Genomic DNA, 20,916 nt, shown 5'->3' with positions numbered 1-20,916 from the left:
TTTGATGACCAGACTTGCCTGCCCTGCGCCCGCCAAACTTAATCTGTTCCTGCATGTAGTCGGACGTCGGGAGGATGGCTATCACCTGTTGCAAACCGTGTTCCGATTGCTGGATTTCTCGGATCAGCTTCATTTGGCGCCACGGAAAGACGGCTTGGTAAAGTTGCATACGCCAACGCCCGGTGTACCCGAAGACAAGGATCTGTGTGTGCGTGCTGCAAGGTTGCTGCAACAGGAAAGCGGCATTTCTCTGGGTGTCGATATCTTTCTGGAAAAGCGTATTCCGATGGGAGGTGGGTTGGGAGGCGGCAGTTCCGATGCGGCCACGACATTGCTGGGGCTCAACCGTTTGTGGGGCCTGGGCTGGAAAAAGAGCCGGCTATTGGAACTAGGGCTCAAGCTGGGCGCGGACGTGCCGGTATTCATCTTCGGAACGAATGCTTTTGCTGAAGGCATAGGCGAAGCGCTTTCGGCTATCGCCTTGCCGGTTGCATGGTATCTGGTCCTGACCCCACCGGTGCACGTGCCGACCATGCAGGTTTTTAGCAGCGAGGAATTGACACGAAACACAATCCCAATCAAAATACCGCCCTTTTCCATCGAGCACGGGCATAATGATCTGGAACCGGTGGTATGCCGGCTATATCCCGAGGTGGCGCGCCATCTTGAATGGCTGAAGCAGCTCGATGGCCCTCGGATAACTGCGATGACGGGCTCGGGCGCTTGCGTATTTGCGGAGTTCGCCACAGAGCGGGCAGCAAGGTCGGCGCTATCGCAAGTTCCATCCGGTATGAATGGTTTTGTAGCACAGGGACTGGATCATCATCCCATGCATGATTTTGCGGAATAGTTATTGGGGAGTCGCCAAGTGGTAAGGCACCGGATTTTGATTCCGGCATTCGTAGGTTCGATCCCTACCTCCCCAGCCAGTTTTCAGGTTTTGAAGTATAAGAAACCTCCGAATAATCCCACGCGCGCTCCACGGAAGGCGTAGTCAGGCTTTCCAGGCCCAGTCAGATCAGATGTGCGAGAGCCACTTGTATTCGCTTGAATCCCTCGGTTCCAGGTTCAGAATTTTCAAACTTATAGCTTCCAGCCATGGCCTACGATAGCTTGATGGTTTTTACCGGCAACGCCAATCCCAAGCTGGCGCAGGATGTGGTGCGGCATCTGAATATCCGTATTGGCCGTGCGACGGTGGGTCGCTTCAGCGACGGCGAGGTAATGGTGGAAATCCTCGATAACGTCCGGGGCAAGGATGTATTCGTTTTGCAATCCACCTGCATGCCTACCAACGATACGCTGGTAGAGCTGCTGGTCCTGGTGGATGCGCTGAAGCGGGCCTCTGCCGGGCGAATTACGGCGGCGATACCTTATTTCGGCTATGCCCGCCAGGATAGAAGGCCGCGTTCGGTGCGGGTGCCAATCACCGCCAAAGTGGTGGCGAACATGCTGACCACCGTCGGGATAGATCGATTGTTGACCATGGATCTGCATTCGGACCAGATTCAGGGATTTTTCGATATTCCCGTGGACAATATTTATAGCATGCCGATCCTGCTGGGCGATCTTTGGAAAAACGATTACCAGAATCTGGTAGTGGTTTCTCCCGATGTGGGCGGCGTGGTGCGGGCCAGACAGATGGCAAAACGCCTGGAATGTGATCTGGCAATCATCGATAAGCGCCGCCCGAAATTTAACGTTGCAAAGGTAATGAACATAATCGGCGAGGTTGATGGGCGTACCTGCGTAATCATGGATGACATGGTGGATACGGCCAACACCCTGTGTGAGGCGGCCAGGGCTTTAAAGGAGCAAGGGGCGGAGCGTGTACTCGCTTATTGCACCCATCCGGTACTGTCGGGCAATGCCGTGGAACGCATCGAGAATTCCGCCCTTGACAAATTGGTGGTCACCGACACGATTCCATTACGGGAGGACGCCAAAGCCTGTGCCCGTATCCATCAGTTGAGCGTGGCAAGTCTGTTGGGGGAAACGATGCTGAGGATCAGCAATGAAGATTCGGTAAGTTCACTGTTCATGGAATAAAAAGGACATATCTGCCAATTCGCAGGAAGAGAAAAAAAGAAACATCTCGACAAGAATTCGGAGACCGGTACAAGTTTTATTAATCAGGATCATCTGGTCGCGGATGATCCACATTGTGGAGAAAACAGATGCAAATTGAAATCAGCGCCAGAAAGCGCGTACTGCAGGGCAAAGGTGCGAGCCGCCGCCTGCGTGGTTCCGGGGTCGTCCCGGGAATCATCTACGGCGGAGAAAACCCGGCCCAGGCAATCGAGCTGGATCATAATAATCTTTATCATAAGCTCAAGCTCGAAGCCTTCCATGCCTCCATCCTGTCCATGGATGTGGAAGGCCAGAAAGAACCGGTTCTATTACGCGATATCCAGATGCACCCATTCAAGCTTCAGGTGTTGCATATCGATTTCCAGCGCGTCGACCCGAACAAGAAAATACACATGAAAGTGCCGCTGCACTTCGTTAACGCCGACATTGCCCCTGGAGTGAAACTCTCCGGCGGGATCGTCAGCCACGTGCTTACCGAACTGGACATTTCCTGCTTACCCAAGGATCTGCCTGAATTCATTTCGGTTGATCTGGCCGAGCTAGCCTCAGGAAACACGCTGCATCTGAGCGATCTCAAGCTGCCGGAAGGCGTGGAAATCCCAGCGCTCGCCAAGGGCGACAATTTGCCTGTAGCGACCATCGTCATTCCGCGGGGAGTGGCCGCAGAAGAAGCAGCGGTCGTGGCCGCGGGCGATATCCCGACAACGGTACAGAAGAAAGAAGCTCCAAAGGAAGCGGAGAAAAAGGATTCTGGCAAGAAGGATGCGGGAAAGAAGAAATAAACCCTATAGTTTACGTGGGGCCCGCTGGAGTCATGTCTGTTCCGGCGGGCTTTTCTTTAATGAGCAAGCGTATTTTTCCTTCTGTCGGATTCAATGAAACTCATCGTCGGCTTGGGAAACCCCGGTAAGGAATATGCGGCAACGCGCCACAATGCAGGGACCTGGTGGATATACCGGTTGGCGGATGAGTTGCGTATCACGTTAAAAGCAGAAGCGCGGTTTCATGGCTTGTGCGCGCGCGTCGGCCAAGGCGATTCGGAATTGTGGCTGCTCAATCCCCAGACCTACATGAATGCCAGTGGAAAAGCCGTCGCCGCTTTATGTCGTTTTTACAAAATCCAGCCCGAGGAAATTCTCATAGTCCATGACGAACTGGATTTGCCGCCGGGCACCTCCAGGCTGAAACTGGATGGCGGACTGGGCGGACACAATGGTTTGAAGGATATTGCCGCGCATCTTGCCACTCGGGAATTCTGGCGCCTGCGCATTGGCATCGGCCACCCCGGCGACAGAAATGCGGTGGTAAATTACGTCTTGCAGCCGCCGCGCAAGGAAGAAGCGGCACTGATAGACGAGGCTATCCACCGCAGCCTGGCGGTCTGGCCGCTCATCGCGGAAGGAAATTGTCAGGCTGCCATGATGAAATTGCATACCAAAAGTAGTAAAGAATGAAGGGTAAGTCTTGAGAAAGACTGGCGCCTTCATTTTCTCCTTCTCACCTCCGCCATTCGTGACCGTTTCTGGTCGGTTCGGCATTTACCTCTCCAAATAAGCTATGAGCCTGAAATGCGGTATCGTTGGGTTGCCCAACGTAGGGAAATCAACTCTATTCAATGCGCTGACCAAAGCGGGCATCGCCGCCGAAAACTATCCCTTCTGCACCATTGAGCCTAATATCGGCATAGTCGAGGTGCCTGATCAGCGCTTGGCCAAACTCAGCGCGATCGTCAAACCGCAAAAGATCCAGCCGGCCATCGTCGAGTTCGTCGATATCGCCGGCCTTGTGGCGGGGGCATCCAAGGGCGAAGGGTTGGGCAACAAGTTTCTGGCCACCATCCGTGAAACTGATGGAATCGTCAACATGGTACGCTGCTTCGTCAATGACAACGTCGTGCACGTCGCCGGCAGTGTTGATCCGGTGTCGGACATTGAGACGATACAGACCGAACTGGCGCTGGCCGATCTCGCTACCGTCGAAAAGACATTGCAACGCGAAACCAAGCTGGCCAAGTCCGGCGCCAAGGAGGCCATCAAGCTGGTGACGCTGCTGGAAATGACGCAGGCACACCTTGATCAGGGCAAGCCCGTCAGGAACCTTGGGCTGGACAAGGAACAACAGCAATTGCTGAAGCCGCTCTGCCTGCTGACCGCCAAACCGGCCATTTACGTGGCAAATGTTGACGAAAAAGGATTCACCGGCAATCCGCTGCTTGAACGCGTACAGGAATACGCCGCGCGCGAGGGCGCGCCTGTGGTGGTGATATGCGCAGCCCTGGAAGCGGAAATTGCGGAGATGCCCGACGAGGACAAGCAAATCTTCCTGGACGACATGAACCTGGAGGAACCAGGGCTGAATCGGCTGGTCCGCGCTGCGTACCAGTTGCTCGGCCTGCAAACCTATTTCACTGCCGGCGTGAAAGAAGTGCGCGCCTGGACCATATCAAAAGGGGATACCGCTCCTCAGGCCGCCGCCGTCATTCATACCGATTTCGAGAAAGGCTTCATCCGCGCCGAGGTCATCGCTTATGATGACTTTATCGCGTGCAAGGGTGAGCAGGGAGCCAAGGAGGCCGGAAAAATGCGACTGGAAGGCAAGGAGTATGTGGTCAAGGATGGAGATGTGATGCACTTTCGGTTTAACGTCTAGCCGCAACTCGGAAGGCGGCCGCGATCGCGCGCAAGGGTGGCCGGATGCGTACGTGAAGGCATGGCGGGTACTAAGCACCGATTCACGCATCTGGTGGGACGAGCATGTCAAAGAAGAATCGCATCCGGCGACTGCCGAAGGGCTGGCGGAATTCATTCGCGACACGCTGGGACCGATCTGCTTTCAGGCAGAGTGTGAAGCGTGATTTACCCCTGCATTCAAGTCGCAAACTCTAGGTGAAGGACTGCGTACACACCTCTCGGAGAAACTGAACCGCTATGAAACGCATCTGGATCGTAAATTTGAGCGCACTTTGGCGATGCTTTTGAAACTGAAAGAGCTGCGCAGCGTGTAAGACCACAGTACTTGTTTTATGGCGTCCAACGACGTACAGGAACAATAAAAAACCCAATAAAAACTGGGTTTTTTTATGGAGTTCGGTAGCGTATTAAATGATCTTAGGTCTTTAGTTTCAAGATAACAATTACGGTCGTCGCCGTCTTTATTAACATGCCGATTAATCTTTCCTTGTAATGCCTCGTTCACGAAGCGGAGTGATATGTGGGCGGAAATAATAGCACCCACCCCATCGGTCAGGGCTTCAATATCCAAGGTAAAGAGAGCAGGCGGGCAACTGGCTCCAACCGGGAAGTTACCACTGTCGGAGCATGGATCGGACTACCTGTAACAACATAAGCACACAGAAGTTACTACTCAATGTTTGAATAGCGAGAAAAACCCCTTTCTTCTTTTCTGATTACCTCTGTTTTACCTGCTCCATACTTCTTTCAGTCTCTTTTAGTTCTGATTTCGGGTCAGCCAAGGCAGCACCTGCGGCTGGGTCCTCAGACCATCCATCAGCGACAGTATTCTCCAGTTTCCCTCCGTTAAGGAGGCGGTGACAAGCTCCAACGCCCTTGTGGCGAGGGAGTCGAAAATCAATAATTAATAAGAGCGCACTGCGCAATTGTACCGCCAGGCATCAACTGACCTGTATTCCGGGGCGACCCGGCATCCAAGTCAGCTTGATCCATTCAACCGGGAGGTTTCCGAAATTCGTCGATAACTTGTGACTCTCGCACATAAGGATTAGGTGTTGGCGTACACGTTGACACTCAAAACTTTCAGGCGACACGAGGCAACAGGAACGCGGCGGATCCATGAGATATCCCGATTCATTAATCAAGAGGGGAGATAAATCTTGAAAATCAAAGTTCTATCCTGTATTGGCAGCATTCTATCCACCTTGGCCTTGCTCGTGCCCCCGGCCTCAACCGCCGCCGAACCCGTGCTCATGGACCAAGGCACGAAATGGACAGCCTCAGATCGAAAGGATTTCTATAGTCGCGACCAAGGGTCACGTATCATGCCGTTGCGCTGGATCTCCGCACTGAAGCAGCCAAACGGCCAGCCATTCATGGCTGAAAGCCTTGGCCGATATGGCTACCTGCCCAATAAAACCAGTAAGCCCGCAGGACTACCTATTGGATTTACCGTTGCCAGCGGAAGCGAAGAACAGGAAATTGGCATGAATTGTTCCGCCTGCCATACCCGCCAAATTGAGGTTGACGGTACCGCATATCTGATCGACGGTGGGCCGGGAATCATCGATTTCCAGAGTTTTCTGGCTGACCTCGATGTCGCCGTGAACGTCATCCTGACAAATAAACAGGCGTTCACGGATTTCGCGCATGCTGTACTGGGTTCGTCGGCAACCTCAAAGGACAAGGAGACGTTGCGAGCGGCAGTGAAGGCCTGGTATTTGCCCTATCATACGTTGATTGGGGGTTCACTTCCTGACCAGCCCTGGGGGCCGGCGCGACTCGACGCCGTATCGATGATCTTCAACCGGCTCGCCGGCCTCGATATTGGTTCTTCGCCTACTCGCATGATCCCGGAGAACATTCAGCCAGCCATCGCGCCGGTACGCTATCCGTTCCTCTGGAATGCCGCAATTCAGGACAAGACCCAGTGGCCTGGTTTCTCCAGCAATGGCAACGACATTCTTGGCCTTGCCAGAAATCTTGGAGAAGTTTATGGCGTATTCGGGATTTTTCGTCCAAAGAAAGATGCGCGGCATTTGCTCGGAATCGACTACCTGCACAAAAACTCAGCTGAATTTCAGGGGCTGGGCGCGTTGGAAGATTTAGTAAAAAAAATAGGTCCTCCCAAATGGGCATGGAAGGTAGATCAGGCGCTTGCTGATAAAGGCAAGGAGATCTTTGCACGCAATACAGGACAGGGTGGCTGCGCCGATTGCCATGGCATCAAACCGGGGAAAACTCAGTTTCTTAACCAAAAAACCTGGGCCACGCCCGTGATGGATGTCGGTACGGATTCCAGGGAGTACGAGGTTCTCGGCCGGACGGTCAAGACGGGTGTGCTTGACGGCGCGAAAATTCCGCTTCTCGCCAAGCCGCTAAAGCCCGTCGATACTGCCTTCAATGTTCTGAGCACGGCCGTCCTCGGCTCCATTCTTCAGCACTACGTTCCCGTTCTGATGAAAACCGAAGACGAAGCTCGGATGAAGGGTGCACAGTCTCCTTTTCCACCGGAAACAGAATCTCTTCGCGATGCGTTCATGGCGCCCCTAACGGCTGCCACAGCCACACCGTCCTACGCGTATGAATCGCGCGTCCTCGAGGGCATCTGGGCTGCTGCTCCCTATCTTCATAATGGATCAGTCCCCACACTGGCGGAGTTGCTGAAACCGGCGGCTGAACGGGTGAGTTCCTTCAAGGTCGGTCCGGCATACGACACAGTTAATGTAGGCCTTGCCATTGAGCAGACCAAGTTCGACTATACGCTGGAGACTACGGATTGCAGTGATCGAAATTCCGGCAACAGCCGCTGTGGCCATGAATTTGGCACTACACTTTCGGCTGACGAGAAAAAAGCATTGCTGGAATACCTCAAAACACTTTGATCTAGCCATATCAAATACTGCTTCTTCGATATCGAAGAAGCAGTTTCTAGTAGCCTGTCGGACTTGAAGAATCGCAGCGAAAAGGTGCTGGGTGAGGGCAGATTTTGCGGATTTTGAAAGCCAATAGTTACTCTATTGGCCGAAAAAGCGGCGAAATATGAACCGCCCAGACGCCTTTGCAGCTGATTTCCTTTAAGTCCAACAGGCTGCTAGGCATCAAGAATATTTCCTGTTTAACGTCCGTTCGTCCGTTCGTCCGTTCGCCACTCGCGTCTTTTTGACATGTCGAAAAGTATCAGGAGTTCCGAGAATCCTCAAGAGAGGACCACACCCCGTATCACTGATACGCGCTGCTGAGGGGTCGAGCCCGAGGGCAAGCGCCACCGTGTAATTACCAGGGCGTTTTATCGAGGTGTCGGCGTGGGCGCCAATTATTGCCTATACTGTACTTGTATGGCCCGATAAATCGTGACTGAATAAAATTTTTCGAAATCAGGTGCAAGATAAATATGGAGGAGTTATGAGATACAAAGTCCTTATAACACCTGCCGAGCCATCGATAAACGGCGAGCCTAATTACAGTGGCGTTCTAGCTGATTACGATATCGAAGCCGACTCTGAAACTGAGGCTGGAGATCTGGCGTTCACTCGATTTTGTCAGGAAAAACCTTATCGTTCTCTCAATCGCGACGATTACATCATAAACGTGCATTGAAACGTATATGCCGGACCTGATCTGCGTTCGATGCAAACGCTGTAGATCTGCCTGAGAATCCCCATCCATTTTCAATATCCGCATACCCGGCATTTTTACGGGCGTGCTATCCTGTTTTATCGCCGATTTCCTACCGTGGATCGCACAAACTCCGTATCCCGGCATTAATCCGGGCTCATTCAGGGTATATCCGGCAGCCCATCTTGTAATCCCCGCTTGCAGCCCATATTTCCCGGTTAAGCAAGTGGTTGAGGTATAATTTCATTTTTTCTATTCCGCTGTATTGGAGGGCTGTCATGCCGATCTATGAATACCGTTGCGGGTCCTGTGGTTTTGAAAAAGAATATCTGCAAAAGGTGAACGATGCGCCGGTTGCGGCGTGCCCTTCGTGCGGCAGCGATGCTTATGTCAAGCTTATTTCCGCTGCGGGTTTTCAATTGAAGGGCAGCGGCTGGTACGCTACCGATTTCAAGGACGGTGCAAAGCCGAAACCGAAACCTGATGCGGAAGCGTCAGCCGCCGTCAAGAGTGAAACCGGACCTGCGGCAACACCGGCAGCGGGTGCCGCGTGCCCGGCCTGCCCTGGTGAGTAAGTTCCCAATCCCCTGATATGAAACGCTACTTCATTACCGGGCTTCTGATCTGGGTGCCTCTTGGCATTACCGCCTGGGCGTTGAGATTTCTCATTGGTACCATGGATCAGTCTCTGTTGCTCTTGCCGGAGAACCTGCGTCCTGAAGCGTTTGTGGGCGTATATGTGCCCGGTGTCGGTACGGTGTTAACCTTGCTGGTGGTATTTCTCACTGGCTTGCTGACGACCAATATCATCGGCCAGCGGCTGGTATTATTCTGGGAAGGCGTTTTATGGCGCATACCGGTCGTAAAATCGATCTATTACGGGGTCAAGCAAGTCAGCGATACGCTATTTTCCAGTCAGGGGGAGGCGTTCCGTAAGGCATTGCTGGTGCAATATCCGCGTAAGGGTTCGTGGACCATTGCGTTCATGACAGGACATCCGGGCGGCGATGTGGCCAATCATCTCAAGGGAGACTATGTGAGCGTCTATGTGCCGACTACGCCCAACCCTACTTCCGGATTTTTCCTGATGATGCCGAAAAGTGATGTGATCGAGCTCGACATGAGTGTGGATGCGGCATTGAAATATATTATTTCCATGGGTGTCGTCGCACCCAGCAATGGAAAAAAAGACGCGAATCAATCACAGGCAGCGCTGCTGCATGGCAGCGGTGCTGCCAGTTCCGCTTCAAGCGACAAATCCTGATTTCTTATTCCCCCAATTACAGAGCTGTCATGCGTACTGACTACTGCGGCCTCATTGATGCCAAATATCTGAAGCAGAATGTCACCCTCTATGGCTGGGTGCATCGCCGCCGCGACCATGGTGGCGTCATATTCATCGATCTGCGAGACCGCGAGGGGTTGGTGCAGGTGGTATGCGACCCCGACAATGCGCCCGCTTTTCAAAGCGCGGAGAAAATTCGCAACGAGTTCGTACTCCGAGTTACCGGCACGGTGAGGCCCCGTCCGACCGGCACAGTCAACCCTGACCTCGTCAGTGGCGAAATTGAGGTGCTGGTACAGTCCATCGAGATACTCAATGCTTCGCTCACGCCACCGTTTCTGATGGATGACGAAAACCTGAGTGAAGCCGTGCGTCTGGAACATCGCTATCTCGATCTGCGACGTCCGAAAATGCAGGAAAACCTGCGATTACGCTACAAGGTGGCGATGGCGGTCCGCGTATTTCTCGACCAGCACGGCTTCATTGATGTTGAAACGCCAATGCTGACCAAATCCACGCCTGAGGGTGCGCGGGATTACCTGGTGCCGTCCCGTGTCAACACGGGGCATTTTTTTGCGCTTCCGCAATCGCCGCAGTTGTTCAAGCAACTCCTGATGGTCGCCGGATTCGACCGTTACTACCAGATCACCAAATGCTTTCGCGATGAGGATTTGCGCGCCGATCGCCAGCCCGAATTCACCCAGATCGATATCGAGACGTCTTTCCTGAATGAAGCCCAGATCATGGCGCTGATGGAAGAGATGATTTGTGGAATATTCAAAAACACAATGAATATTGATCTGCCAAGTCCCTTCCCGCGCCTGGCATACGGAGAAGCGATGTCCCGGTACGGTTCGGACAAACCGGATTTGCGCGTCTCGCTGGTTTTGACCGAGCTTACCGATGTGATGCGGGATGTGGAATTCAAGGTCTTCCGCGAAGCTGCCCTTAAAACCGGGGGCCGAGTGGCTGCGCTTCGGGTACCGGCGGGTGGGACATTATCCCGCAAGGAAATAGATGACTACACCAGTTTCGCAGCAATATATGGGGCGAAGGGGCTCGCATATATCAAAGTCAACGCGCTGGAAAAAGGTCTTGAAGGCCTGCAGTCGCCGATACTGAAGTTTCTGCCAGAGGCAGTGATACAAGTTATCCTGGAGCGTACGGGCGCGGAAGATGGCGATCTCATATTCTTTGGTGCGGACAAGGCCCAGGTGGTGAATGAGGCGCTTGGTGCGTTGCGCGCCAAGGTCGGGCATGACCGTGGACTTGCCGAATCCGGTTGGAAGCCTCTATGGGTGGTCGATTTTCCCATGTTCGAACGCGATGAGGAAGAAAACCGCTGGAAAGCCTTGCATCATCCATTTACCTCTCCTGCGGACGGCCACGAAGACCTGCTGGAGAGTGACCCCGGAAACGCATTATCCAGGGCGTACGATATGGTGTTGAATGGCTCGGAAATTGGCGGTGGTTCAGTGCGTATCCATCGCCAGGAAGTACAGTCAAAGGTATTCCGCGCGCTCAATATCGGGGCCGATGAGGCACATGAGAAATTTGGTTTTCTGCTGGAAGCGTTGCAATATGGTGCGCCACCGCATGGCGGCATTGCATTTGGACTCGATCGTATCGTTGCGATGATGACGGGTTCCGAATCAATCCGTGATGTCATTGCTTTTCCGAAGACGCAGCGCGCACAATGCCTGCTGACGCATGCACCCAGTACGGTGGGTGAAAAGCAGTTGCGGGAACTGCATATCAAGCTTCGCAATATGTAAGCTGTAGGCGCCAAAAGTAAAATCCTGGTGCGTGGTCAGCGGAGATCCGGATTGAAAATAATGCGCTCCGCAGGCCGGAGCAATTTTCCAATCTCTATTCCTTGCGAAATCTTCGCGGTGAAAATTTATAAGACACCGATTTCCGTCCTGGTAATCATCCACACGCCGGATAGGCAGATTCTGTTGCTGGAGAGGGCGGATCATCCCGGGTATTGGCAATCGGTTACGGGGAGTCAGAATCAAGGCGAAACGCTTCTGCAAACGGCAGCGCGCGAAGTGGCCGAGGAAACCGGACTGGATGCCGGTCGCTACGAATTGACCGACTGGAACATTCAGAACGAATACGAGATTTATGAGGAATGGCGCTGGCGGTATGCACCGGAGGTGACACACAATACCGAGCATGTTTTCGGCCTGCTCGTGCCAGAGCCGGTTCCGGTCTCGGTGGCAGCAAGAGAGCATCTCCGCTTTGCCTGGTTTCCCTGGGAGAACGCAGTGGAAAAGGTTTTTTCCCCGACTAACGCGGAGGCGATACGAAAGCTGGCTTCAGATAAAAGCGACAGAAATAATCGCAGCGAAAAAAATCCATACCTGGAGCCTGGTAGAACCGATAGTTAGGATATGGGTCTGACAAAGTATTTGCCAGGCAGCCTTTGGATAACTACCCGAGTTTGCCGGCAGGATACTGGAGCATGATCTTGGCAAGATAGCGTCCGGAATGAGATGTAATTAAAAAAGAAATGCCCTGTGCAGATGATCGCGTCAACAGCCTCATCATATGCTTGTGAATTATTCCGGCTTTAACGGCTCAGTTGCATTGCAGTTGCCAGCTTGGCGCTTGATAAGCGATCCACACAGGTCCTATTAGAGGTTGTCTAACCGTTTCTTGAGGAAAAAAACAGGAGTAGCCATGCCAGCGGAAGCTATTGCATTTGAACGTTTTGATAACTTGAAAGATGACGACTGCGCGCAGCGCATTGTGGAGGCTAAAGCCACGCTCGGAAAGCGCGTCGTAATTCTCGCCCATCATTATCAGCGTGCGGATGTTTATAAGCATGCCGATCTCACCGGCGATTCCCTGAAGCTGTCGCGCCTTGCCGTGGAAACGGATGCGGATTATCTGGTGTTTTGTGGCGTCCATTTCATGGCCGAAGTGGCGGATGTTCTCTCCAAGCCGGAGCAGGTTACCATCCTGCCTGACCTCGCGGCCGGTTGCTCGATGGCGGATATGGCAAGTCTTTCCAAGGTGGAGCGTGCCTGGCGCGAGTTGTCGGAAGTGCTTGATCCTGATGAGGCGGTCACGCCCGTGACCTATATTAATTCTGCCGCTGATCTAAAAGCCTTTTGCGGCGAGCACGGCGGCATCGTCTGCACTTCCAGCAATGCGACAAAGATTCTGGAGTGGTCCTTTTCGCGCCGGGAAAAAGTACTATTTTTTCCGGACCAGCATCTGGGACGCTGGAGCGGCCACAAGCTGGGGGTCCCACTGGACGAGATGGTGGTGTGGGATTTTGATGAGCCGCTGGGCGGGCTTACACCGGAGCAAATCAGGAAAGCAAAAATCCTGCTATGGAAAGGGCATTGTTCGGTGCATCAGATGTTTCAGCCGCAGCACATACTGCGATTCCGCAATCAGCATCCGGACGGAAAGGTGATTTCACATCCGGAATGCAGTTTCGAGGTATGTAAAAATTCCGATTTTGTTGGTTCTACCGAGTACATCATCAAGACCATCCGTGAAGCGGAGGCGGAAACCCGCTGGCTGGTGGGTACCGAGCTGAATCTGGTCAGCCGTATCGCGGAGGAGTTCAAACCCGAAGGGAAAATAGTGCAGTTCATGGCCTCGACAATCTGCATGTGCTCCACCATGGCCCGCATCGATCCGCAACATCTGGCGTGGACGCTGGAAAACCTGATCGCGGATAAGGTCGTGAATCAGATCAAGGTGCCGGCTGCCGAAGCGGTACTTGCGAAATTGGCGCTGGAACGGATGCTGGAGGTTTCAATATAATGAAAAAATACGATTTCTCCAGGGGACCGGAAATGGATATTGGCAGGTAGCATGCACATCAATTTTCCGGGATAAGCTGACGTTCACCATATGCTCAATACGCTGCATATCGCGACCTATAACATTCACAAAGGTTTTTCTCATTTTAATCGGCGCGTAGTGCTGCATCAGTTGCGCGACAGCTTGCGGGCACTTGATGCAGACATCATTTTTTTGCAGGAAGTGGTCGGCTTCCACAAGGGGCACGCGGCGCGTTTCGAAAACTGGCCATGCAACCCCCAGTATGAGTTTCTCGCCGATTCGGTCTGGTCGGATTTCGCCTACGGAAAAAACGCGGTATACAATGAAGGGCATCACGGCAATGCAATTCTAAGCCGTTACCCTATCATGCGATGGGCCAATCTCGATGTTTCGGCGCATCGTTTCGAGAGCCGGGGCCTGCTCCATTGCGAGATCGATGTTCCTGGCTGGCCGGAAAGACTCCACTGCATATGCGTGCACCTGGGGCTGTTCAAGAGAGGACAATCGCAGCAATTGCAAGTGTTGGGGCAGCATATCGAGCAACTGGTGCCCCGACAGGCGCCGCTGGTCATTGCCGGAGATTTCAACGATTGGCGCGAAATAGCGAGCCGGGTTCTGGTTGAGCGATTCAGCCTGATCGAAGCTTTTGAGTCGACTGAGGGGAGAGCCGCGCGCAGCTATCCCTCCGCGTTGCCGTTGTTCCGGCTCGATCGCATCTATGTGCGAGGGTTCCAGGTAGAAAAGACGCAGGTGCATCGGGGTCATCCCTGGTCGCAAACTTCCGATCATGCTGTGCTGTCGGCGAGAATGACGCTTAGATGATGTCACTGGAACCGCACAGCCAGATCACCGCTGCTGCTGCGTTGCTAAGGGCGGGCGGGGTCGTGGCCTTTCCCACCGAAACGGTTTATGGCCTTGGGGCGGATATCTCCAGCCCTTCCGCGGTACGACGTCTGTTCGAGATAAAAAAGCGACCGGTGGATCATCCCCTCATCGTTCATTTTGCCGGTTCATCTCATTTGCAACGCTGGGCGCAAGAAGTCCCCGAACAGGCTTGGCAACTGACCGAATACTTCTGGCCGGGGCCGCTGACTTTGATATTGCGGCGCAGCCGACACGTGCCGGAAAGTGTAACGGGAGGTCAGGATACGGTTGGATTGCGGGTGCCGGATCACCCCGTCGCGCTTGCCTTATTGAATGCACTGGGGCCAGAGAAAGCGCTTGCCGCACCGTCTGCCAACCGGTTTGGGCGTATAAGCCCTACAACGGCAGCTCATGTGCGGGAAGAACTGGGTGAGTCGGTAGATATGATTCTGGATGGTGGTCCATGTCGAGTTGGCCTGGAAAGCACAATTGTCGGCTTTGACGGCGAGATGGCCGTCATATTGCGGCCGGGAGGTATTCCGTTGCCGGCGCTGGCAGAGGTATTGAAAGGCAGAGTGATACTATCCGGACAAGAAAAGCGCGCTGTACGCGTGCCGGGTGCGCTCAAGTCTCACTATGCGCCGGAAACGCCGCTGGAGCTTTGGCATTCGGAATTATTATCCCATCGTGCTCTCGAGCTCGGGACAAAAGGATTGCGCATTGTGATAATAGCGTGGTCCGACCGGCAGATGGATCACGCCGAAAATAAAAACATCGCCCATTTTTCCATGCCTGCTGAACCAGCGGCATACGGTCGCCTGTTGTATGGAACGTTGCGCCGGTTCGACCAGGAACGGTTCGACCGCCTGCTGGTGGAAGCGCCTCCGGATAAACCAGGCTGGATGGCGATCGCAGATCGGTTACAGCGCGCCAGTTGTGCCGCGCAGCGCGATGATTGAAACATGTCGTGCCATGGCAAAGAATATCGAAAATAAAGCGACAAGATGAAGGAGATAGTGATGAATAGCGCGGTTCGTGCGGTACTGTTTGACGTTGACGGCACATTAGCTGATACCGAGCGTGACGGACATCGTCTCGCTTTCAATGCCGCGTTCGAAGAGTTCGGCCTCGACTGGGAATGGGAAGTCGAACTTTATGGTGAACTGCTGGCTATAACAGGCGGAAAAGAGCGCATTCGGCATTTCATGGAAAGCCATGCACCTGCGGAGCTGAGCAGAAGCGGACTGGATGACTGGATAGCCGGCTTGCATAAGGTGAAAACGAAGCATTATGTGAATTTGCTCGAAAACGGCGGAATTCCGCTACGCCCCGGTGTAGCTCGCCTGATCCATCACTTGCGCGATACGAATATAAAAATGGCTATTGCGACTACCACGACACCGGAAAACGTAACCGCACTTTTGAAATCTACGCTGGGGGAGGATTCCCCTGGTTGGTTCGACGTTATTGGTGCGGGAGATATCGTTCCCGGAAAAAAACCTGAGCCGGATATTTATCACTGGGTACTTGATCAACTGGGGTTGCCGGCGCAACAATGCGTGGCAATAGAAGATTCCGAAAACGGGCTGAGAGCATCGCTCGCTGCAGGGCTCGATACGATAATCACCATCAGCGATTACACTCGACTACAGGATTTTAGCGGAGCGGCGATAGTATTGTCGGATCTGGGCGAACCGGCGCAACCATTCACTGTGCTACAGGGGAATCTGCCTTTCACTGGTTGGGTGGATAGTGCACTACTGCTGAGTTTGAAGGGGGAATACCGCGGAAGGCCATAGAGCCGCCTGCAATAATAATTACCCGCTTCAATCGAAATCGACGTCCGAAATTGGAATTGTCATCTGGAAGAGGTAATATTGGCTTTGATTGCTGGCAAATCATCACAGAAAAATAAAATGCTGAATCCCCGCACCACTATTTATTCCCACCGGATGCTTCGGCTCTTTGAAGCTGCGGGACTCATCGTTATCGCGTTGGCCACGATTTTTGCAGGTTATCAGGAAACCATGCTGATGGTACACAACGCCAGAGTTACGCTCGCAGATTTGCTGCTGATGTTTCTCTATCTTGAAATCCTGACGATGGTGGGGTTATATTTCGAGTCCGGCAAGCTGCCGGTACGATTCCCTCTTTACATCGCCATGGTGGCGATGGCGCGATATGTGACAGTCGATATCAAGGAGATGGATAGTATGAGGCTGCTTGGTGTCTCCGCCTCGATTGTGCTGGTCGCGTTGGCGGTTCTGGTTATCCGTTTTGGGCATGTGCGTTATCCCTACCTGGAAGACCTGGATGATCTGGAAGACGCGACGTCCAGAAAAACGCGTCCCCTCGATTGAAATGAAGGGCATTAAATGAACAACCCCGTGGTTGGCGTAATAATGGGTAGCAGTAGCGACTGGGAAGTCATGAAGCATGCGGCCGATATATTGAGTGAGTTTAATGTACCTTACGAGGCCGAGGTGGTTTCCGCTCATCGTACTCCGGATCGTATGTTCGAGTATGCGGAAACTGCGGTCAAGCGTGGGCTCAAGTGTATTATTGCCGGTGCGGGCGGTGCGGCCCATCTTCCTGGAATGATTGCCGCCAAAACTATCTTGCCGGTGCTGGGTGTGCCGGTTACTTCCAGGCAGCTTAAAGGGCTGGATTCGCTTCTTTCCATTGTGCAGATGCCCAAGGGTATCCCTGTCGCCACCTTCGCCATAGGCGATTCGGGTGCATCCAACGCGGCATTGTTTGCCATTGCGCTGCTGGCGGTGGAAGATACAAAACTGGCAGCGCGTCTTGCCGCATTTCGCGAAACTCAGGCAGCAGCGGTCGCGGCATCGACACTACCTGAATTATGAGCATCAGGCCGGGAGCGATGCTTGGCCTTCTGGGCGGCGGCCAGCTCGGCCGCATGTTTACCATGGCTGCGCAGAGCATGGGCTACCGCGTCACCGTACTCGATCCAGCCGAAGGGAACCCATCGAGCAGCGTGGCTGACCGCCATTTGCATGCGGATTATCTCGACACCGATGCGCTGGGTGAACTCGCATCCACCTGCGCGGGCGTTACCACGGAATTCGAGAATGTTCCCGCTGAATCTCTTCGAATACTGGCTGAGCACTGCGTGGTCAGTCCGGCAGCGAACAGTGTAGCGGTTGCGCAAGATCGCATTCTTGAAAAAAATTTCCTTGCTGCGAACGGGTTGGGGGTCGTGCCGTATGCGGTAATACAGAATTCACATGAATTGCATAAATCGCTCGATCTGGACGAGGCATCACCACGAAAGCGTCCGGAACTGTTCCCTGGATTATTTCCGGGTATTCTCAAAGTTAGCCGTTTCGGTTACGACGGCAAGGGACAGGTGCGGGTAAAAAACGCAATAGAACTGGATCATGCGCTGAGTGGAATGAAAGGGGCTGCATGCGTACTGGAGAAACTGTTGTCATTGGAGTGCGAAGTGTCGGTTATCGTATCGCGCGGATTCGATGGCGAGGTAAACACTTTTCCCGTATCGGAGAATCAACATCGTAACGGCATACTCGATGTCAGCATTGTTCCAGCCAGGGTATCGGAGACTATCGTTCAGAAAGCACGTGAAATTGCGGTTCGCGTCGCGGAGAAGCTCGATTACCATGGCATATTATGCGTGGAATTCTTTGTGCTGTCCGATGGCAGGTTGCTGGTGAACGAAATTGCTCCGCGTCCCCACAACAGCGGCCATTACACTATTGATGCCTGCGTCACCTCGCAGTTCGATCAACAGGTGAGGATACTTTGTGGCCTGCTGCTCGGCAGCACCGCCATGCATGGGGCGGCGGTGATGGTGAATTTATTGGGTGATCTGTGGCAGCGGGGAGAGCCGGAATGGGAACAGTTGCGTCGGCATCCCAACGTCAAATTACACTTGTACGGCAAGCTTGACGCTCGGCCAGGACGAAAAATGGGGCACTATACCGTGCTCGCCGAGACGGCTGAAGCCGCGTTGCAGCTTGCGCTGGAAATCAAGCAATCGCTAGAATCCCAGCATCATGCCGCTATATGAAAATAGTGCCTGCATAGATACAACCATGAGTAATCAACCTGTGCTATTTGAAACATCGATACAAAGCCTGCCTCTTTTGCACCGGGGCAAGGTACGCGACATCTATGCGGTGGATGATAACAAGCTCTTGATTATACAGACTGACCGGGTTTCAGCATTCGATGTGATCCTGCCAACGCCAGTGCCGGGCAAGGGAAGATTGCTGACTGCGCTATCCGGCTTCTGGTTTGAAAAATTCGCTCACATAATCCCCAACCACCTCACCGGCATTTCGCCAGAATCTGTTGTAGCAGAGGGCGAGCGCGAACAAGTAGCCGGCCGTGCATTTGTGGTGAAGCGGTTGAGGCCGTTGCGGATAGAAGCCATCGTTCGAGGTTATGTCGCGGGCTCCGGATGGAAGGATTACAAAAATACCGGTATGATCTGCGGCATTACACTCCCTCCCGGGTTGCAGGAAGCCGCCAGACTGCCGGGTGGAGCGATCTTTACGCCTTCGACCAAAGCTGCGCAGGGAGCGCATGACGAAAACATTTCTTTTGCCGAAGCAGAAAAGCTGCTGGGCAAGGAGTTGACTGTGCAGGTGCGCGAAAAGGCAATCGCTCTGTACACGGAAGCAGCGGATTATGCGATTACAAGAGGCATTATTATCGCCGATACCAAGTTTGAATTCGGCCAGGATGACGCAGGCGAGCTTTATCTCATAGATGAGGCGCTTACTCCCGATTCTTCCCGCTTCTGGCCGGTCGACCAGTATGCGCCAGGGAAAAATCCGCCCAGCTATGACAAGCAGTTCGTGCGTGACTGGCTCGAGACCCAGGACTGGAACAAGAAAGCCCCCGCTCCTGCGCTACCGCCCGATATTCTCGCAAAAACTGCCGAAAAATATGAGGAGGCGCTAAAGCGCCTGGTATCCAGCGCTTGACGCTGAGCGCTACAGACTCATCAGTTACCGGCTGTTAAAAAAGCCCAATCAACATCTTCGTTCCCAGCAAATAAAGCAGCACCACAAAAATCCGCCTTAGCGTCGTGGTTCGCATGCTATGAGTCATTTTCGCCCCTAGCGGCGCGGTCAGCGTACTGGCCAGCACCACCCACCCCAACGCTGGTAAATAAACATATCCCAGGCTATATTCCGGCAGCGGTTGTGATTGCGCCATGCCATTAGCGATATAGCCGATGGTTCCTGCCACAGCAATGGGGAAGCCTACCGCGGCCGCCGTGCCGATAGCATGTTGCAACTTGACATTGCAACTGGAAAGAAAAGGAACCGTCAGCAAGCCGCCGCCGATCGCGACAAAGCTCGAAACCACACCGATTATGCCGCCCGCCGCAAACATCCCCGCACGTCCGGGGAGCTTACGGCTGGGCTTGGGCGTAATTTTGAGCAGCATCTGGGTAGCTGCAAAATAGATGAACACAACAAAAAAAATACTGAGAATCCGGCTGGGCAGCATGCTCACCAGTGTGGCACCGCCGAGCGTGCCAACGATAATTCCCGGCGTTATATATTTCACGACCCGCCAGTTCACCGCGCCGTGGAGATGATGGGTACGAAGGCTGGAAACCGAAGTAAATATGATGGCAGCCATCGTGGTGCCGAGGGCTAGATGGAGGATGCGGTCGGCAGGAAAATGTTGCGCACTGAAAATGAAGGTGAGCACCGGCACGATGATCAACCCGCCGCCGATACCCAATAGCCCGGCAAAGAAGCCAACGACTGCGCCTAATATCAAATAAACCGGCCACCATTCCACGTTAAATTTTGCGGGGATTGATATTCGGTTTCAGAATTTCCAAACGGCTTCCGAGTTTGGCGGATCCTCTCCATAAGCGGGCCATTATAAAATTCCCGCAATGAAATCCCATTCTGCCGGATCCACCGGTGTGATGGACAGACGGCTACCCTTCTGCAAAATACGCAGGGTAGCCAGTTCGGGATAACCCCTTAATTCCTTGATGCTGACCAGGCGCGTCTTTTTGACGAGCCGAACGTCAACGTTGAACCAGCGCGGGCTCTGCGGTGTCGCTTTCGGATCGAAGTATTTACTACCGGGATCGAATTGCGTAGCGTCTGGGTAGGCGAGCTTGCTAACCTCGGCAATACCGGCGATCCCCGGTTGTTTGCAGCTCGAATGATAGAAAAAAACCCGATCGCCGACGCGCATCTGATCGCGCATGAAATTGCGTGCCTGGTAGTTACGCACGCCATACCAGGTGACTGTTTGTTGGTGCATTGCGCCAAGGTCGTCAATACTTACGTCGGACGGTTCGGATTTCATTAGCCAGTAACGCATGTCAGTTCCTTGTTGTTCCTATAAAGTTCCAAGAGTGTTCCAACCCAGATAATTCATTAGGCGGCTCTACGAGCCTACGCGAGTGCTGGCGGTCAGTTTACGGCCATTTTCGCCGGGGTGGCGGTTGGTTTCCGCGATACGACCAAGGGAACGACGATATGGTCATGGCTTTGAATTGCCCGGCCATGAATTGCAGGGACGCTGCACATTACTCTC

General features: G+C 53.4%; 22 protein-coding genes and 1 tRNA gene. 21 read left to right on the top strand and 2 right to left on the bottom strand.

Annotated elements, in window-relative coordinates; genetic code table 11:
* Positions 1-4 precede the first annotated feature (4 nt).
* The 21 genes from ispE (at position 5) to F822_RS05175 (ending at position 19,328) form a co-directional block, all read left to right on the top strand.
* Positions 5-850 (top strand): 4-(cytidine 5'-diphospho)-2-C-methyl-D-erythritol kinase, encoded by an 846-nt coding sequence (ispE, locus tag F822_RS05275; protein WP_025040387.1) that lies wholly within the window; start codon positions 5-7, stop codon positions 848-850.
* A 4-nt stretch (positions 851-854) separates the two neighbouring features.
* Positions 855-929: transfer RNA gene (locus F822_RS05270), tRNA-Gln, on the top strand.
* 169 nt (positions 930-1,098) lie between these two features.
* On the top strand, positions 1,099-2,049 hold the full coding sequence (locus F822_RS05265; RefSeq protein ID WP_025040386.1) for a ribose-phosphate pyrophosphokinase: 951 nt from the start codon (positions 1,099-1,101) through the stop codon (positions 2,047-2,049).
* A gap of 128 nt (positions 2,050-2,177) precedes the next feature.
* Entirely contained in the window at positions 2,178-2,873 is a 696-nt protein-coding gene (locus tag F822_RS05260; RefSeq protein ID WP_025040385.1) for a 50S ribosomal protein L25/general stress protein Ctc, read from the top strand.
* A gap of 93 nt (positions 2,874-2,966) precedes the next feature.
* Complete coding sequence (pth, locus tag F822_RS05255; RefSeq protein ID WP_036575173.1) at positions 2,967-3,545, top strand: aminoacyl-tRNA hydrolase; 579 nt, start codon at positions 2,967-2,969, stop codon at positions 3,543-3,545.
* 103 nt (positions 3,546-3,648) lie between these two features.
* Complete coding sequence (gene ychF, locus F822_RS05250; protein ID WP_025040383.1) at positions 3,649-4,740, top strand: redox-regulated ATPase YchF; 1,092 nt, start codon at positions 3,649-3,651, stop codon at positions 4,738-4,740.
* Between the two features lie 52 nt (positions 4,741-4,792).
* On the top strand, positions 4,793-4,945 hold the full coding sequence (locus tag F822_RS15200) for a hypothetical protein (RefSeq protein ID WP_156304346.1): 153 nt from the start codon (positions 4,793-4,795) through the stop codon (positions 4,943-4,945).
* Positions 4,946-5,941: 996 nt separating this feature from the next.
* Positions 5,942-7,666, top strand: coding sequence for a di-heme-cytochrome C peroxidase (locus tag F822_RS05240; RefSeq protein WP_197272882.1), 1,725 nt, complete (start codon positions 5,942-5,944; stop codon positions 7,664-7,666).
* A gap of 520 nt (positions 7,667-8,186) precedes the next feature.
* Positions 8,187-8,381 (top strand): hypothetical protein, encoded by a 195-nt coding sequence (locus tag F822_RS15195; RefSeq protein ID WP_156304345.1) that lies wholly within the window; start codon positions 8,187-8,189, stop codon positions 8,379-8,381.
* 296 nt (positions 8,382-8,677) lie between these two features.
* Positions 8,678-8,974 carry an FmdB family zinc ribbon protein gene (locus F822_RS05230; protein WP_025040380.1) on the top strand — a complete coding sequence of 99 codons (297 nt, stop codon included), beginning with the start codon at positions 8,678-8,680 and terminating at the stop codon, positions 8,972-8,974.
* Positions 8,975-8,991: 17 nt separating this feature from the next.
* Positions 8,992-9,663 carry a DUF502 domain-containing protein gene (locus tag F822_RS05225; protein WP_025040379.1) on the top strand — a complete coding sequence of 224 codons (672 nt, stop codon included), beginning with the start codon at positions 8,992-8,994 and terminating at the stop codon, positions 9,661-9,663.
* 29 nt (positions 9,664-9,692) lie between these two features.
* Entirely contained in the window at positions 9,693-11,459 is a 1,767-nt protein-coding gene (gene aspS / locus F822_RS05220; protein ID WP_025040378.1) for an aspartate--tRNA ligase, read from the top strand.
* A gap of 123 nt (positions 11,460-11,582) precedes the next feature.
* A complete protein-coding gene (nudB, locus tag F822_RS05215; RefSeq protein WP_407938233.1) occupies positions 11,583-12,077 on the top strand; it encodes a dihydroneopterin triphosphate diphosphatase in 495 nt (164 codons plus the stop codon).
* Between the two features lie 292 nt (positions 12,078-12,369).
* Entirely contained in the window at positions 12,370-13,470 is a 1,101-nt protein-coding gene (gene nadA / locus F822_RS05210; protein ID WP_025040376.1) for a quinolinate synthase NadA, read from the top strand.
* Positions 13,471-13,560: 90 nt separating this feature from the next.
* A complete protein-coding gene (locus F822_RS05205) occupies positions 13,561-14,313 on the top strand; it encodes an endonuclease/exonuclease/phosphatase family protein (protein WP_025040375.1) in 753 nt (250 codons plus the stop codon).
* Positions 14,310-15,314: an L-threonylcarbamoyladenylate synthase gene (locus tag F822_RS05200; protein WP_025040374.1), complete on the top strand. Its 1,005-nt coding sequence runs from the start codon at positions 14,310-14,312 to the stop codon at positions 15,312-15,314. Before F822_RS05205 ends, F822_RS05200 begins: the two co-directional genes overlap by 4 nt.
* Positions 15,315-15,374: 60 nt before the next feature.
* Positions 15,375-16,154: an HAD family hydrolase gene (locus F822_RS05195; protein ID WP_025040373.1), complete on the top strand. Its 780-nt coding sequence runs from the start codon at positions 15,375-15,377 to the stop codon at positions 16,152-16,154.
* 117 nt (positions 16,155-16,271) lie between these two features.
* The gene (locus tag F822_RS05190; RefSeq protein WP_025040372.1) at positions 16,272-16,715 is read left to right on the top strand and encodes a phosphate-starvation-inducible protein PsiE; all 444 of its coding nucleotides are present in this window, start codon (positions 16,272-16,274) and stop codon (positions 16,713-16,715) included.
* Between the two features lie 15 nt (positions 16,716-16,730).
* A complete protein-coding gene (gene purE, locus F822_RS05185; RefSeq protein ID WP_025040371.1) occupies positions 16,731-17,222 on the top strand; it encodes a 5-(carboxyamino)imidazole ribonucleotide mutase in 492 nt (163 codons plus the stop codon).
* Complete coding sequence (locus F822_RS05180; protein ID WP_025040370.1) at positions 17,219-18,406, top strand: 5-(carboxyamino)imidazole ribonucleotide synthase; 1,188 nt, start codon at positions 17,219-17,221, stop codon at positions 18,404-18,406. The genes purE and F822_RS05180 overlap by 4 nt, the downstream gene beginning before the upstream one ends.
* Positions 18,407-18,431: 25 nt before the next feature.
* Positions 18,432-19,328: a phosphoribosylaminoimidazolesuccinocarboxamide synthase gene (locus F822_RS05175; RefSeq protein ID WP_025040369.1), complete on the top strand. Its 897-nt coding sequence runs from the start codon at positions 18,432-18,434 to the stop codon at positions 19,326-19,328.
* A 34-nt stretch (positions 19,329-19,362) separates the two neighbouring features.
* Here the strand turns inward: F822_RS05175 and F822_RS05170 are convergent, their stop codons facing one another.
* Positions 19,363-20,160, bottom strand: coding sequence for a sulfite exporter TauE/SafE family protein (locus F822_RS05170; protein WP_025040368.1), 798 nt, complete (start codon positions 20,158-20,160; stop codon positions 19,363-19,365).
* An 84-nt stretch (positions 20,161-20,244) separates the two neighbouring features.
* Positions 20,245-20,700, bottom strand: coding sequence for an EVE domain-containing protein (locus F822_RS05165; RefSeq protein ID WP_025040367.1), 456 nt, complete (start codon positions 20,698-20,700; stop codon positions 20,245-20,247).
* Positions 20,701-20,916: the final 216 nt, after the last annotated feature.

Origin of the sequence: Nitrosospira briensis C-128, from assembly GCF_000619905.2 — a bacterium.
GTDB classification, from domain to species: domain Bacteria; phylum Pseudomonadota; class Gammaproteobacteria; order Burkholderiales; family Nitrosomonadaceae; genus Nitrosospira; species Nitrosospira briensis.
This window is presented reverse-complemented; position numbering and strand designations above follow the sequence as displayed.